General features: G+C 69.2%; 12 protein-coding genes. 4 read left to right on the forward strand and 8 right to left on the reverse strand.

Annotated elements, in window-relative coordinates:
- Positions 1–26: 26 nt before the first annotated feature.
- Both MHY30_RS05435 and MHY30_RS05440 read left to right on the forward strand, forming a co-directional pair.
- Entirely contained in the window at positions 27–992 is a 966-nt protein-coding gene (locus tag MHY30_RS05435) for an alpha/beta fold hydrolase (protein ID WP_239275815.1), read from the forward strand.
- A 76-nt stretch (positions 993–1,068) separates the two neighbouring features.
- Positions 1,069–2,175, forward strand: coding sequence for an aromatic acid exporter family protein (locus tag MHY30_RS05440; protein WP_239275817.1), 1,107 nt, complete (start codon positions 1,069–1,071; stop codon positions 2,173–2,175).
- 19 nt (positions 2,176–2,194) lie between these two features.
- Here MHY30_RS05440 and MHY30_RS05445 read toward each other — a convergent pair whose 3' ends face one another.
- The 5 genes from MHY30_RS05445 to MHY30_RS05465 all read right to left on the reverse strand — a co-directional run bounded on the left by MHY30_RS05445 (position 2,195) and on the right by MHY30_RS05465 (position 7,493).
- Positions 2,195–3,436 (reverse strand): ADP-dependent glucokinase/phosphofructokinase, encoded by a 1,242-nt coding sequence (locus MHY30_RS05445; RefSeq protein ID WP_239275819.1) that lies wholly within the window; start codon positions 3,434–3,436, stop codon positions 2,195–2,197.
- 18 nt (positions 3,437–3,454) lie between these two features.
- On the reverse strand, positions 3,455–4,318 hold the full coding sequence (locus MHY30_RS05450) for a ketose-bisphosphate aldolase (protein WP_239275820.1): 864 nt from the start codon (positions 4,316–4,318) through the stop codon (positions 3,455–3,457).
- A gap of 34 nt (positions 4,319–4,352) precedes the next feature.
- The gene (locus MHY30_RS05455) at positions 4,353–5,198 is read right to left on the reverse strand and encodes a carbohydrate ABC transporter permease (protein WP_239275822.1); all 846 of its coding nucleotides are present in this window, start codon (positions 5,196–5,198) and stop codon (positions 4,353–4,355) included.
- A 1-nt stretch (position 5,199) separates the two neighbouring features.
- The gene (locus MHY30_RS05460; RefSeq protein WP_239275824.1) at positions 5,200–6,129 is read right to left on the reverse strand and encodes a carbohydrate ABC transporter permease; all 930 of its coding nucleotides are present in this window, start codon (positions 6,127–6,129) and stop codon (positions 5,200–5,202) included.
- A gap of 71 nt (positions 6,130–6,200) precedes the next feature.
- A complete protein-coding gene (locus tag MHY30_RS05465) occupies positions 6,201–7,493 on the reverse strand; it encodes a sugar ABC transporter substrate-binding protein (RefSeq protein ID WP_239275826.1) in 1,293 nt (430 codons plus the stop codon).
- A 233-nt stretch (positions 7,494–7,726) separates the two neighbouring features.
- Here MHY30_RS05465 and MHY30_RS05470 point away from each other — a divergent pair, with 233 nt between their 5' ends.
- On the forward strand, positions 7,727–8,533 hold the full coding sequence (locus MHY30_RS05470) for a DeoR/GlpR family DNA-binding transcription regulator (RefSeq protein ID WP_239275828.1): 807 nt from the start codon (positions 7,727–7,729) through the stop codon (positions 8,531–8,533).
- On the opposite strand, the gene MHY30_RS05475 is transcribed toward MHY30_RS05470, so the two are convergent.
- The 3 genes from MHY30_RS05475 to MHY30_RS05485 form a co-directional block, all read right to left on the reverse strand.
- On the reverse strand, positions 8,534–9,658 hold the full coding sequence (locus MHY30_RS05475) for a sorbosone dehydrogenase family protein (protein ID WP_239275830.1): 1,125 nt from the start codon (positions 9,656–9,658) through the stop codon (positions 8,534–8,536). It abuts the gene before it with no gap.
- Entirely contained in the window at positions 9,655–10,677 is a 1,023-nt protein-coding gene (locus tag MHY30_RS05480; protein WP_239275832.1) for a zinc-dependent alcohol dehydrogenase family protein, read from the reverse strand. Before MHY30_RS05480 ends, MHY30_RS05475 begins: the two co-directional genes overlap by 4 nt.
- Positions 10,678–10,754: 77 nt before the next feature.
- A complete protein-coding gene (locus MHY30_RS05485; RefSeq protein WP_239275834.1) occupies positions 10,755–13,616 on the reverse strand; it encodes an aminotransferase in 2,862 nt (953 codons plus the stop codon).
- Between the two features lie 348 nt (positions 13,617–13,964).
- Between MHY30_RS05485 and MHY30_RS05490 the strand changes: the two genes are divergently transcribed.
- A complete protein-coding gene (locus MHY30_RS05490) occupies positions 13,965–14,621 on the forward strand; it encodes a hypothetical protein (RefSeq protein WP_239275836.1) in 657 nt (218 codons plus the stop codon).
- The last annotated feature ends 5 nt before the right edge of the window (positions 14,622–14,626 follow it).

Genomic DNA, 14,626 nt, shown 5'->3' on the forward strand with positions numbered 1-14,626 from the left:
CTCGACGAGTGCGGCATCCTGGTGTGATGCCCGAGGACGACCGCCCCGCCCACGTCGAGGTGGAGACCTTCCGACAGGGAACCGCCCAGACGAGAGTGACGATCGTGTCGACGGGAGCCGCGAGAGACCGGGCCTTCGTCCTGATCGCCGGCATCGGCGTCGCCGCGAGCTACTTCGAGTTCCTCGCGCCCCTGCTCGCGGAGCACGGCGACGTCTACGCGCTGGATCTGCCCGGATTCGCCGGGATGCCGCCCTCCGGAGACGAACCGACCGCGGCATTCTTCGCCGACCAGGTCGAGGGCGTCCTGGAGAGGTATCGGTTGGAGAACCCCGTGCTCCTCGGCCACTCGATGGGAACCCAGGTGGTGACGGAGGTCCTCGCCCGTCGCGGCGACCTCACGCACGCGGTGCTGGTGAGCCCCGTCGTCGACGAGGCCGAGGCGTCGGCCCTCGTGCAGGCAGTGCGCTTCGTCCAATCGACGGCACGGGAATCACTGCACATCGCGGTGATGGCGGCCTCGGCCTACCTGTTGTGCGGTTTCCTGTACTTTTTCGAGGTGCTGCCCCACATGCTCCGCTACCGCATCTCGGACCGCATCGGCGCGGCTCGCGCGCACCTCCTCCTGATCCGGGGCGAGTACGATCGCCCGTCACCTCGGCGGCTGCACTCCCGCCTCGCGGCTCGCGCGCGAGACGCCCGCCGATGGGAGATCCGCGGAGCCGCCCACTCCATCGTGAACGGGCACGCCGTCGGCGTCGCCCGCCTCGTGATGCGCCACCTCGACGACGAGCTGCCCGCTCGGGGGCGCCTGTCGGCCGCCGAAGCGCGCGTGCCCCCCGCGCGTCACACGGACGTGCGGATGATCCTGGATGCCACCGCCAGCCGCATCGCGGAGTGGGTCAGCGCCCTGCGCCGCGACGAGCGCGGGGTCGAGCGGGCCAAGGCCCGGCACGCCCGGCTGCTATGGCGTGCGTACGTGTCGCGACGCTGACCGCCGCGGGCTACCCGCCGCCGACACGGTGATCAAGCCCGTGACCGCGGACACGCTCATTCGCGACGATGGGGAAATGGCTTCCCTCGTTCGCCCGCGGTGGAGAGAGGCGGCGTCCGCCGACCGCCTCCTTCTCGCTTTCAAGACGGCGGGCGCCGCGGCGCTCGCCTGGTACCTGGCCCCGCTGGTCCCCTTCGCGCAGAACGAGTACTCCTATTACGCCCCGCTGGGCGTGCTGGTGAGCATGTACCCGACGATCGCCCGATCGGCGTTCAGCGGGCTGCAGACCCTCATCGGTCTCGCCGTCGGTATCGGTCTCGGTCTCGGGGCCCAGGCGCTCGTGGGCATCGGGATGCCGCGGATCATCGCGGTGGCGGCGGTCGTCGGCTTGGGCGTGCTCCTGGCGGGTCTCCGCTCGCTCGGGTCCGGCCGGGAGTGGGTGGCGATCGCGGGCCTCTTCGTCCTCCTCCTGGGCGGGGCCGATCCCGACGGCTACTCGTCGTCGTATCTCATCACCGTGGCATTCGGCGTTCTCGTCGGCGTCGTGGTCAACCTCGTCGTCATCCCGCCCCTTCACCTCCGCCAGGCGGAGGATCGACTGGTGGCGCTTCGCGCGGGCCTCGGCGACGCACTGCGCGAGATGGCCGACGCGCTCGCCGGACATGCCTTCGACCCCGAGCCCGCCCGTGCGGCCGCCACGCGGCTCGCAGACGCGCTCGCCGACGTGCGGGAAGAGGTCGAGCTGGCCGACGAGAGTCGCCGGTACAACCCGCGGGGTCGCCGATCGAGCCTGCCGCGCGATGCGCATCAGCGACGCCTGGAGGCCCTGGCCGTCGCCGCCGAGGCCACCCGTGAGCTGACCGCCGCGGTGGCAGAGCTCACCGAAGCCGATGACGTCGACGAGCGGCTGCCCACCGACGTCCGGCACTCGCTGGCGACGACGATCCGAGCGGTCGCCGGCATGGTCTCCGACCGCGCGGGGACCGACACCGCCGCGCTCCGGCTGGACGATGCCGATGCCGCGCTCGACGACTACGTCGCCCGCGTGAGCAGGATGGGCGTCGAGAACAGCGAGGACCGCGCGGTGACCCTCGATCGCTGGGATGCGGGCGTCATCCTGCGGCGGGTCATTGATGCCTGCCGCCCGCTCGCGGAGAGAGCGGAGGACCGCCCGCGGGGCTGACCGCCTCGCGCGGAGGCCGTCACGCCGTCGGCGTGACCGCGTCCAGCGCCCGCGCGACGGCGACCTCGGCCGCGATCCGCGCCGCCGCCGGGACCGCGGCGAGAAAGCCCCCGACGAACGTGTCGCCGAGGCCGATCGTCGTCGGGCGGGCGACATCCACGACGTAGCCGGCGACGCCGGCGGACGGCATCCGCCGTTCGACCTCGGCGACCACGACCGCGCCGACCGGGTGGCGCGGCAGCCGCGCGGTGTCGTCGAGGTCGGCGGGTGTGCAGCCATCGCCGACGCGGTAGCGCGTCGCGGCGGTGCGGACCGCGCTCTCCAGGCTCGCACGATGCCGGCCGGCGGCGGGTCCGACCGCGACAGCCCAGCACGCGGTGTGCACGACCAGGGCCGGCACCGGAATGAGGGCGTGCACCTCGGCGAGCGCGGCGATCACATCCTCCGGCGCGAGCAGGTCGACCGGGCGCCCCAAGTACTCCTGCAGCTCGTCCTCGTTCATGCCGTAGACGTCGATCCGATCGAGCAGCCGCCGGCGCACGTCTGCCGCGAACGAGCGGTGGTAGAACCCCGCGTCCTCGTAGTAGACGAGGGCTTCGCGTGGCAGGCGCTGCATCGCCGCGACGAGGTCGTCGAGACGCCGATCGAGCAGGGCGGCATCCTGCATCGTGTTGAATCCCGAGATCAGGAACGCCGCCGCCCCGGCGAGGGCGTCCCCGAGGCCGTCGGCGATCGCCATCTCGCGGTTCGGTGCGTCGTTGGCGAGGATGACGCGGTTGGCCGCGGGGGCCGTCACCGTCGTGTCCGCGAGCGCGACGGTCGTGCCCGCCGGGTACTGGACGATGAGGTGAGGGTCGAGCGTGTCGCGGGTGGCGGAGGACACCACCCGCATCGAGCGGGGAAGGAGGCGCCGCACGGTGTCGTCGATGCTCACCAGGTGCTGGACGGTGGGCACACCGATCCGGTCCAACGCGATCCCGGCGCGCACCCCCGTTCCGCCGAGCGTCACCGCGGTGTCGAAGCGGGCGGCGAAGCGCTCGATGATCTCCGAGCTCAGGACGAACCGCTCGCCTCCCCCGCCGGTGGCGAGGAAGGCGAGCACGGTCACCACGAGCGCCCGCTCGTCGATGATCGGCGTCGTGCTGTTCAGTTCGTCGCGGTGGATTTCGTACTCCGCCGCGAGGGCGCTGAGCACGGCGGCATCCCACCGGATCTCGTAATCGACGGTTCCGCCGAGCCCGAGGACGAGGTCTTCAGCCATGACGGCGATCCTCCCCGATCAGTAGAGGCCGGCCTTACCGGCGGCGCCGAACAGGTCGATCTTCTCCGCCGCCGTGACCTTCATCGCGGCGATGGGCTCCGGCTGGATCGCGTTCGGCTCGCGGAGGCGCCGGTCGGTGCCGAGCACCTCGCGCATCCGGTCGTGGTACGCGACCTTGATGTCGCTGGAGATGTTGATCTTGTTCACGCCCAGTTCGACGGCACGGCGCAGCTCGGCGTCGGGGTTGCTCGAACCCCCGTGCAGCACGAGCGGGATGCCGACGGCGGCCTTGATCTCCTCGAGCAGGTCGTGCCGCAGCTCGGGGTTCTTGTCGGCCGGGTAGAGGCCGTGCGAGGTGCCGATGGCGATCGCGAGGCTGTCGACCCCGGTCTGCTCGACGAAGCGCACCGCGTCTTCCACGTTGGTGTAGATGATCTCGGCCGCGCCGGACTCGCCGTAGCTGTCGTTCGCCCCGATCGTGCCGAGTTCGCCCTCGACCTGGATGCCGGCGGCGTGCGCCGCTTCGACGACCTTGCGCGTGAGGGCCACGTTCTGCTCGAAAGGCTCGAGAGACGCGTCGATCATCACCGAGGTGAAGCCCGAGTGGATCGCGGTGATCATCTGGTCGAAGGACCCGCCGTGGTCCCAGTGGATCGCGACGGGAACGCTCGACCGGTGCGCCCGCGCGTGCATCGCGGGGATGAGGTCGGTCGTGATGTGCGAGACCTCGTCGGGGTGGATCGCGATGATGACCGGAGCGTTCTTCTCCTCGCTGATGTCCATGATCCCGGTGAACATCGCCCAGTCGCTGATGTTGAAGGCCGGGATGGCGAAGCGGTGGGCGTTCGCCACGTCGAGGATGGACTTGCCGGTGTAGAGCACGGATTTCTCCTTGTTCGGGGGTGGGTAGGCGGGATCAGCTCTTCACCGAGCCGGCCGTGAGGCCGCTGATGAAGAAGCGCTGGAAGAAGAGGAAGAGCACGAGCACCGGGATCGAGCCGAGGATGCTCATCGCCATGATCTGGTTCCACTCGTACGAGTGCTGGCCCATGAGCAGCTGGATGCCGATGGGCACCGTGCGCATGTCGATGGTGCGCGTGAGGGTCAGCGCGAACAGGAACTCGTTCCACGCGATCATGAACGTGTAGATGCCGACCGAAACGATGCCGGGGATGGAGATCGGCACGAGCACCCGCCATAGTGCGGTGAACGAGCCGGCGCCGTCGACGCGGACGGCTTCGTCCAGTTCTTTCGGCAGGGTGTTGAAGTACCCGGTCATCATGATGATCGCGTACGGCAGCGTGAACACCATGTACGTGAGGATCAGCCCCGGGTAGGTGTTGTACAGACCGAGCGTCACCATGAGGCCGAAGTACGGGATGAGCAGCGTGATCGGCGGGACGGCCTGGACGCTGACGATGATCACGTTGACGATGCGCTTCCCGCGGAACTCGAAGCGGCTGAAGGCGTAGGCGGCCTGGATGGCGACGAGCAGCGTGAGGACCGTCACCGCTCCAGCCACGACGTAGCTGTTGATGAAGAAGCGCACCGTCTCGGGCGTGGTGAAGATCTGCACGTAGGCGTCGAACGAGAAGGTCTCGGTGATCAGCCGGGGCGGCAGCTCGAAGATCTGCGTGTTCGACTTGAACGAGCTCGAGAGCATCCACAGGACCGGCCCGGCGGCGAACACCGCTCCGAGCACGAGCCCGACGAAGACCCCGGTCCTGGCGACGCGCGTACGCGTCAGGGTGGTCATGGCCATGTCAGTCCCTCGCCTTCTGGTGGCGGACGTAGAGCACCGCGAGGATCATCGACATCGCCAGCACGAGGACCGCCGAGGTCGACGCGAGCGAGAAGTCGTAGGTCGCGAACGCGAGCTTGTAGGTGTAGGTGCTGAGCATCTCGGTCACGTCGATCGGACCACCGCCGGTGGTGAGCCAGATCAGCGCGAACTGCTGAGAGGTCCAGATGAGGTCGAGCAGGACGAGGCTGACGATGATGGGCCGCAGCTGCGGGATCGTGACGTTCCAGAAGCGCTGCGCCGGGCTCGCGCCGTCGACGGTGGCCGCCTCGTAGAGATCGCTCGGGATGCCCTGGAGCCCCGCGAGCAAGCTGACCATGAAGAACGGGTAACCGGCCCAGATGTTGATGAACGTGACCGTGCCGAGGGCCAGCTGCGGCGAGGCGAGCCACTCGATGTCGGTGCTGGCCAGGAAGTTCACGATGCCGTTCGGCGCCAGGAGCATGCGCCACAGCACGGCGATCACGGCGACGGTGAACAGCCACGGGAGCACGTACAGACCGCGGAAGATCGCCCGCGGCACGGCCCCGATGAGCCGGCTGTTCAGGAGCATCGCGAAGGTGAGCCCGAGGACGAGGTGGGCGGCGACGCTGGTGAGCGTGAAGAACAGGGTGTTGCCGGTGGCCTTCCAGAAGCCCGGGTCGGTCAGGACCGTGACGTAGTTGTCGGCACCGACGAACTCGGGGTTCCTGTTGGTGATGACGTTGTCCTGGAAGGAGTAGCCGATGACCATGACGATCGGCACGATCATCAGGACGAACAGCAGGATCAGGGTCGGCGACAGGAAGGCGTACGCCTCCGAGGCCTTGCGGAGCTGACGGGTGCGCCGCGAGGCCGGACGACCCGTGACGATCAGCTCGGTGTCGGGGGGTGTGAGAGTGCGCATGGTCATGGTGTGGGCCTTCCTGACGGGGATGCCGCACCGCGGACGGTGGCGGTGCGGCATCCCGTGTCAGCGTCGGTTCAGAACTTCGCGGCCCATTCGTCCTGGGCCTTCTCGAGCGCGTCGCTCATGGACTGCTGTCCGTCCAGTGCCGACTGGAACTGCTCCCCGAACAGACGCATGAGCTCCTCGGCGACGGGCAGGCCGGTGAATTCATTGGCCGGGTAACCGTCCTTGTAGATCTCGAACGCCGTCTGGAACAGCTCGTCGTCCTGGACGAAGGTCGGCTCCGACTCGGTGTTCCCGGGGAACGCCTTGGCCATCGTCGACAGCTCGGAGTTGACGTCCGTGCCCATCAGGAACTCGACGAGCTTGAAGGCGGCATCCTTGTGCTCGGAGTTCTCGGCGACGCCGATGCCCCACGACGCGTACGGGATGCCGCGCTCCCCGGAGAAGCCGTCCTCGGCGGGGATGGCCGAGATCGAGAACGCGAGGTCGGGGTTCGATTCGCGGATGAGGTTGATGTGCGCGAGCGAGTCGATCATCATGCCGACACGTCCGTTGGTGAACTCCTCGACCTTGTCCTGCTCCTTCATCGTGAACGATCCCGGTGCGATGACGCCGTCGTCCCACAACTGCTGGACGTAGTCGGCCGCCGAGGTCACGTCGGCGCCGGTGAGGTCGGGCTGTCCGTCCTTGAGCATGGAGCCGCCCGAGGCCCAGACCCAGGACATGACGTCGTTCTGCACACCGTTGGGGGCCTCGAGCGAGAGCGGCAGCACCCACCCGGAGACGTCTCCGCCGAGGGCCGCGATCTTCTTCGCCGCGTCGGCAAACTCGGTGCGCGTGGACGGCGGGGCGGTGACCCCCGCCTGCGCGAGCAGCGCGTCGTTCGTGAACATCGGGTACACGAAGTTGACGACGGGGATCATGTAGGTGCTGCCGTCGACCTGGATCTGGCTGGCCAGTTGACTGTCGTCGTACCCGGCGTCGCTCATGAGCTGGGACAGATCGGCGATGACGCCCTGCTGAGCGAAGTCGCTCACCCACGCACCGTCGAGCCCGACGACGTCCGGCATCGTTCCCGAGGCCGCGCCCGCGAAGAGCTGTTCCTTGGTCGAGGCGTACGGACCGCTGACGAGCTCGACCGTGATCCCCGGGTTCTCCTCCTCGAACTGGTCGATGAGCGCCCGGAATTCGCCGTCGGGCAGCTCGGGCTCCCACCACTGGGCGAATTCGAGCGTGACATCGCCGTCGCCTTCGGGAGCGGCCGAGTTCGACGAGCATCCCGCCATGGCCAGGAGGGTCGTGGCCGCCGCGGCGGCACCGACGAGCTTGATGGCGTTCCTACGCCCGCGCCCGCTGTTGTCCATCGTTTCTCCTCATTGAGATCTGCTGTATTTCGCGCTGTTCTGCGCGTTCTTGCATCTTTCAGCATGAGTATGCGCGGAAGTGCGGCACTCGTCAAGCGAGCGATGCAGATTCGTGATCTTTTCGGCACGCAACGGCACAAAGGAGGCGCGGTTACCGCAAATTTATGCCGTTTCATGCCGAAATCGGCGGAAAACTGTCGTGCCGTTTGCCGCACTGTGCTAGAGATGACGGCATGGAGGGCACCACGAACACCACCAAGAGACGACTTCCGGCGGGGAGAAAGGCAGAGCTCGCTGCCTACGTCGCCCAATCGGGTCAAGTGACCGTCGTCGATCTCGCATCGCACTTCGGCGTCTCGATCGACACGGTCCGTCGCGACCTGGATCAACTCGACCGCGAAGGCATCGTCGTCCGCACCCACGGAGGAGCCGTCAGTGCGATGTCGGTTCCGGGACGCGACCGGGGGCTCGACGTCCGCCTCCAGATGCAGATCGCCGAGAAGGAGAAGATCGCCGGCATCGCCGCGGACCTCATCGAAGACGGCTCCGTGGTGATGCTGAACGCCGGTACGACGACGCTGGCCGTCGCACGCGCGCTGCGCAATCACCGCAACCTCACGATCGCGACGAACAATCTGCGGATCCCCGCCGAGATCTCGCCTCAGGTGTTCCGCGACCTGTTCATCTTCGGTGGGGCTGTCCGCACGATCACGCAGGCCACGACGGGCCCGGTGACCTTGGCCTCGTCCTCGCACAGCCCCGACGTCGACATCCGGTGCGATTACGCGCTCATCGCCGTGGGAGCGGTGGATGCCTCGGGCTACTCCACCAGCAACCTCGGCGACGCCACCATGATGAGCGAGATGATCCAGCGCGCGGATCGCACCGCGATCCTGGCCGACTCGACCAAGCTCGACCGGCGCCTGTTCGCCCAGGTCGCCTCTCTCGAGAAGGCGGACTACCTCATCACCGACGCCGCGCCGGCACCGGATCTCGCGGCGGCTCTGGCGGAAGCCGGTGTGACGGTGCTCACGCCCTGATCAGCCCGAGGTCAGCGGTACGCGCAGGATCGCGTCGTCGTCGCCGCCACCGCGGTCGGTGTTGCTCGTGATGATCCACAGGGTGTCGTCGGGGGCGACGACCACGTCGCGAATGCGACCGTACTGGCCCACGAAGAACTCTCGCGCGGCGGCCGGCTCGGCCGTCGGAACGACCCGCACCCGCTGGCCGCGGAGGTTCGCGATGACCACCGAGCCGTCGACGACCACGAGGCCGCTGGGGCTGGCATCCGCGGGCGCCCACTGCTGGACGGGGTTCACGAAACGGTCGTCATAGCTGAGGCCCTCGACCTCCGGCCAGCCGTAGTTCGCGCCGGGTTCGATGACGTTGAGCTCGTCCCACGTGTTCTGGCCGAACTCCGAGGCGAACATCGTGCCCGCCGCGTCCCAGCCGATCCCCTGCGGGTTGCGATGACCGAGGCTCCACACCGGCGAACCGGGGAACGGGTTGTCGGCGGGCACCTCGCCCTCGGGGGTGACGCGCAGGATCTTGCCCCCCAGCGACTCCGGATCCTGGGCGCGCGCGGGATCGGCGGCGTCGCCCGCCGTGATGTAGAGCATGCCGTCGGGTCCGAAGGCGATCCGGCCGCCGTTGTGAATACGGGCCGAGGGGATGCCGTCGACCACCGTCTGCGCAGTGCCCAGAGCGAACGACCCCGGTGCGCCGTCGAGGGGGAACCGCATCACCCGGTTGCCGTCGATCGTCGTCGCGTAGGCGTAGAGGTAGCCGCCGGCGTGGGCGATGCCGAGCAGCCCGCCCTCACCGCCCGGGGCGACGCCGGGAACCTCCCCGACGACGCGGGTGCCGTCCCCGATGATCTCGAGGATCTCCCCCGTGTCGCGCTGGCTCACCAGCGCCGCCTCGCCGACGAAGGCCACCGACCACGGCGTGGTGAATCCGGATGCCACGACTTCCGGCTCGCCGTCCGGCACGACGAACGCGGGCGCCGGGGCCTGTGGCGACGACGTGGACACCGGCGGCGCGGGGGAAGAGGAGGGCGGAGGCACGGCATCCGTCTCGCGTTCGCCCGTGCACCCGGCAAGGACGGCCAGGGCCAGGGTGAGACCGGCCGCGAGGCCCGTACGGCGTGTGGTCGAGGGGCTCATGGCATCGTCAGCAGCACCTTGGTGGCGCGACGCTCGTCCATCGCGCGGTAGCCCTCCGCGGCTTCCTCGAGCGGAAGAGTCAGGTCGAACACCGCACCCGGGTCGATCTCGCGGTCCCAGATGAGCTGGATCAGCTCGGGCAGGAATCGGCGCACCGGCGCGGGTCCGCCGTGGAGGTGCACGGCCGAACGAAACAGCTCCTGTCCCTCGAGCGTGACGTCGTGCGAGACCCCGACGAAGCCGACGTGCCCGCCGGCGCGTGTGGAGCGGATCGCCTGCTCCATCGACTGCTGCGTGCCGACGGCCTCGATCACCGAGTGCGCACCGAGTCCGCCGGTGAGCTCCTTGACCCTCGCGATGCCCTCGTCACCGCGCTCCTCGACGATGTCCGTGGCGCCGAACCGCCGCGCGAGCTCCTGCCGGTCGGCGTGGCGCGACATCGCGATGATGCGCTCGGCACCGAGCTGCTTCGCGGCCAGGATGCCGAGCAGCCCGACGGCACCGTCACCGACCACGGCCACCGTCTTGCCGGGACCGACCTCGGCCGCGACCGCGGCGAACCACCCGGTGCCGAGCACGTCCGAGGCGGCTAGGAGCGAGGGGATGAGGTCGTCGTCGGGCTGGCCCGGGGTCGCGACGAGCGTGCCGTCGGCGAGCGGGATCCGGGCGAACTCGGCCTGCGTGCCCACGCGCCCCATGGGCACCACGTGCACGCAGCGCGACTGGTAACCCGCCTGGCAGATCTCGCACGTGTTGTCGGATGCCATGAACGAGCCGACGACGAAGTCACCGACCTTCACGTTCTCCACCGCATCGCCGATCTCGGTGACCACCCCGACGTACTCGTGGCCCATGGGCGTGGCATCCACCTCGTCGGATCCGCGGTAGGGCCACAGGTCGGAGCCGCAGATGCACGACGCGGCGAGACGGATGATGGCATCCGTCGGTTCCTGGATGATCGGGGCGTCCCGGTCTTCGACGCGTACGTCTCCGGCGGCGTGCATGATGACTCCACGCATGGCAGTTCCTTTCGGGCGGAGGGATGTCTCCCTCCGGTCTACTCCTCCGACCCGACCGCGATGCGGGGCTTGCGCGGTCAAAAGCCCGTGGTCAGCACCCGATCGAGCATGTCGACGAAGTAGTCCGCGGACTCCCGTGAGATGCACAGCGGTGGCTTGATCTTGAGCACGTTCTGGTGGTCACCGGTCGGCTGCATGATGACGCCGAGGTCGAGCAGGCGGTCGCAGATCGCGGCGGTCTCCTCGGTCGCGGGCTCGAGGGTCTCGCGGTCGCGCACGAACTCCAGGCCCAAATACAGCCCTGCGCCGTGCACGGTCCCGACGAGCGGATGCCGCTCCCCCAGCGCCGCGAGACGCGTCTTCAGGTGGGCGCCGACGACGCGCGCGTTCTCTTGCAGCCCCTCGTCCTCGATGATGTCCAGCACCGTCGAGCCGACGACGGACGACACCGGAGAACCCCCGGTCGAGGAGAAGAAGTATCCCTGCGTGCGGTAGCGGTCGGCGATCTCGCGCCGGGTGATGACGGCGCCGAGCGGGAAACCCCCTCCGATGGACTTCGCCACCGCCACGATGTCGGGCACGACCTCCTGCTGCCGGAAGCCCCAGAACCATGACCCCAGCCGCCCGAAACCCACCTGCACCTCGTCGGCGATCGCGAGACCGCCGAGGTCGCGGACGGCCGCGTACACCTCGCGCAGGTAGCCGTCCGGGAGCGCGACGCCGCCGGCGTTGCCGTAGAACGTCTCGCTGAGGAAAGCCGCGGGCGCGTGCCCCTCGGCGGCGAGCGCGCGCAGCTTCGCCGCCGCCTCGGGCGCGTAGCGGGCGGCATCCGCGCCGCGATGACGACCGCGGTACGCGTTCGCCGCGTCGACCGTGTGCACCCACTCCGGCCGGGTCTCGAGGGCGTAGGGATTGTCGGCGATCGAGGTCGAGACCGCATCGCTCGCGTACGTCCAGCCGTGGTAGGCCTCGGCCATCGCGACGACGTCCTGCCGACCGGTGGCGGCCATGGCGAGGCGGATCGCGAGATCGACGGCCTCGGACCCCGAGTTGACGAAGAACACCGTGTCGAGCTCGTCGGGCAGGGTGGCCGCGAGCCGCTCGCCGTACTCGGTGATCGCGGCGTAATGGAACCTCGAGTTGGTGTTGAGCAGCCGGGTCTGGCGAGACACCGCGGCGTGGATCCGCGGGTGCGCGTGGCCTACCGAGGCGACGTTGTTGACCATGTCGAGGTAGACGCGACCGTCGACGCCGATGAGGTACTCGCGCCAGCCGCGCTCGATCTGCGGCGGGCGTGAGTAGTAGTGCTCCTGCACCTCTGCGACCACCGCTTCGCGACGCTCGAGGAGGTCGTCGGGCGCTCCCGCCGGGGCCGCGAGGCCCAGCGCGCGGGTGGCGTCTCCGACGACGGCGCTCCATCCGGGGACATCGCTCGGGCGCACGGCGTCGGGCACCTCGACGGCATCGAGCGAAGTCAGCAGCACGCGCACGCGCGTGCGCGCGGGCACCTCCGCCGACGACGAGGAGACGCGCAGGATGCCACCGGTCGCGGGCACCGCGATCTCGCCGCCGCGCGATTCGGCAGCGGCCGGGAGCACGAGGGTCGTCGGGACGGCGAACCACACCGACGCCGCCGTCGGCACGGTCGTCGGCTCCTCGGGGGTGCGGGAGGGGGCACCGAGCAGCGCGGGCACGAGCGCGGGGAGGACGACGGCGTCGGCACCGTCCTCGAGCAGGCGCTGCGCCGCCCGTTCGAGAGCATCGTCGTCGAGCCACGCACCCTCATCGGCCGCGGGCGAGATCGTGCGGGCATCCAGGATGACCGCGCGCACCGCGTCGGGAACGATCGACGCGTTCTGCCAGACCGGGGCGGGCGTGCCGGCACGCCCCAGCGCGTGACGGATGCGGGCGGTCGCCACGTCGATGGGGACCGCGATCGCCCGACGCAGGATCTCGAACTCGCGGTCGAGCGCGCCGCTGGCGTAGTCGTTCGCGTCATCGAGCCGCACCTGCTGGCGACCGCTCAGCACGAGCACCACCCCGCGCAGGACCACGAGCGGCCACAGGGCCGTGATCTCGTCGTCGGACAGCGGGCGCCGGCGATCGCGGCGTTCGACCGCCGGCAGCGTCGAGGCGTAGGTCGCGCCGTCGTGATGCAGCACCGACGACACGGTCACGGCGATTTCGCCGACAGCCCACGAGTCGATGACGTCGCCGAAGTCGATGACCGCATCCGGGAGAGTGCCCACTCCGTGCGGACGCAGCACGTTGTCGTCGGTGACATCGAAGTGGCCGAGCTGTCGCGGCAGCGCATCCACGACGGGGGCTAGGGCGGCGAGAGCCGCGGCCGCGGCTGTTGCGCAGTACTCCCGAACCTCGGGGTCGGGCTCGGTCGCGGCGATCTCGGCGATCACGCGCTCGGCGTGCCGAAGGTCCCATTGCAGCACCCGCCCCGACGCGGGGTGGGTCTCGCTCGCCAGCGCCACGCTCACCGCGGCAGCCAGCTCACCGAGCCGCTCGACCACGCGCGGCGCGAGGTAGCCCGAGCCGGTCAGGGTCGCGCCCGACACGAACGAGATGACCCGCGCGTGCAATCGCCCCTGACTCGTCTCCCACCACCCGGTCATCGGTCCTCGCGGGCCGTTCACGATCTCGGGAATCCGCAGCCCGGGTTCCGCTTTCGCCACCGCCGCGGCCGCGGCATCTTGCATCTCGATCTCCGTCTCGCTGAAGACCGGATTGCTGATCTTCAAGACCCCCAGGGGTTCCCCATCGCCGACCGGTCGCACGAGGAAGTTCTGGTCCTGCTGGCTGCCGAGTGACTGCAGATCGACATCGAGGCCGTAACTCTCACGGAACAGTGCGACGGCCTCGTCGGTGGGAAGCGTCGGCGTCGGCAGCTCACCCGCGGTGAAGTAGTCGAACAGCGTGTCGGTCATGCGGAGCTCCATGGGGCGCGGAACGGGGTGAGGCGGTGCCGGCCCACGACGGGCGACGCCGAAAACTCTAGGACGATGCGTTGTCGCCATGCGCGCGCTCGGGGTGGGAATCTTCCCGAACCGATGGCGTCCGCGCTCGTCTCAGACCAGGAGCCCTCGGCGGGCCGGGGGAATCCGCGGGCGAATTCGGGCGGGAAGAACCGACGAATCGGTCGGCCGCGCAAATCGTTCGTCCCCATGCGGCGCCTCTCATCCACCCGTCGACGGGCAGCACATCAGCCGGGCGCCGGGCGGCAGGGCAACGGTAGACCGGGAAGCCCGTATCGCTCGCACCACACAGGAGTAGTTGTGTCCTCCCAGAGTTCCACCCCGTCTCGTCGTCGTCGACTTTCCCTGCCCATCCTGCTCGCCGGAAGCATCGGTTCGCTCCTCCTCGCTCTCGGGCTCTCGCCCACGGTTGCAGCCTTCACCGCGCAGATCCGCAACACCGTCGACACCGCGGGCACCGGAACGCTGATCATGCAGGAGACGAACGCCGACGGCTCGGTCATCTGCAACAGCACGGACGGCGGCTCGGTCTCCACCAACACCGCGACATGCGCGACGATCAACAAGTACGGCGGCAACCTCACCATGGTTCCCGGGCAGACGGTGTCGACCGACATCAAGATCAAGAACACCGGCACCGCGGCCGCGAAGGCGTTCACGCTGACGCCCGGCGCCTGCACGCAATCGAACAACGGCACCCCGAACGGCACCGCCACGAACCTGTGCGCCACGATGACCCTCGTCGTCACCTCCGGCAGCACGACGATCTACTCCGGCCCGCTCTCCGGCTTCACCGCAAAGGTCGACATCCTGTCGAAGCTGACCGCGTCCTCCGTGGCGGCGGGCGCGACCATCCCGTTCACGTTCGCGGTGACGGTTCCCAGCTCGGCGGGCAACACCTACGCCGGTCTCCAGGTCTCGCAGCCGTTGACCTGGGACTTCAGCACCGACGCCTGAGTTCC

This window comes from Microbacterium sp. ACRRU, assembly GCF_022346945.1.
Taxonomy (GTDB): domain Bacteria; phylum Actinomycetota; class Actinomycetes; order Actinomycetales; family Microbacteriaceae; genus Microbacterium; species Microbacterium mcarthurae.

What these genes read in the sequence shown, in the direction of transcription:
- MHY30_RS05460 (WP_239275824.1), bottom strand. Translation starts at nt 6,129, where the DNA reads ATGACCATGCGCACTCTCACACCCCCCGACACCGAGCTGATCGTCACG.
- MHY30_RS05435 (WP_239275815.1), top strand. Translation starts at nt 27, where the DNA reads ATGCCCGAGGACGACCGCCCCGCCCACGTCGAGGTGGAGACCTTCCGA.
- MHY30_RS05440 (WP_239275817.1), top strand. Translation starts at nt 1,069, where the DNA reads ATGGCTTCCCTCGTTCGCCCGCGGTGGAGAGAGGCGGCGTCCGCCGAC.
- MHY30_RS05475 (WP_239275830.1), bottom strand. Translation starts at nt 9,658, where the DNA reads ATGAGCCCCTCGACCACACGCCGTACGGGCCTCGCGGCCGGTCTCACC.
- MHY30_RS05480 (WP_239275832.1), bottom strand. Translation starts at nt 10,677, where the DNA reads ATGCGTGGAGTCATCATGCACGCCGCCGGAGACGTACGCGTCGAAGAC.
- MHY30_RS05465 (WP_239275826.1), bottom strand. Translation starts at nt 7,493, where the DNA reads ATGGACAACAGCGGGCGCGGGCGTAGGAACGCCATCAAGCTCGTCGGT.
- MHY30_RS05485 (WP_239275834.1), bottom strand. Translation starts at nt 13,616, where the DNA reads ATGACCGACACGCTGTTCGACTACTTCACCGCGGGTGAGCTGCCGACG.
- MHY30_RS05470 (WP_239275828.1), top strand. Translation starts at nt 7,727, where the DNA reads ATGGAGGGCACCACGAACACCACCAAGAGACGACTTCCGGCGGGGAGA.
- MHY30_RS05445 (WP_239275819.1), bottom strand. Translation starts at nt 3,436, where the DNA reads ATGGCTGAAGACCTCGTCCTCGGGCTCGGCGGAACCGTCGATTACGAG.
- MHY30_RS05455 (WP_239275822.1), bottom strand. Translation starts at nt 5,198, where the DNA reads ATGGCCATGACCACCCTGACGCGTACGCGCGTCGCCAGGACCGGGGTC.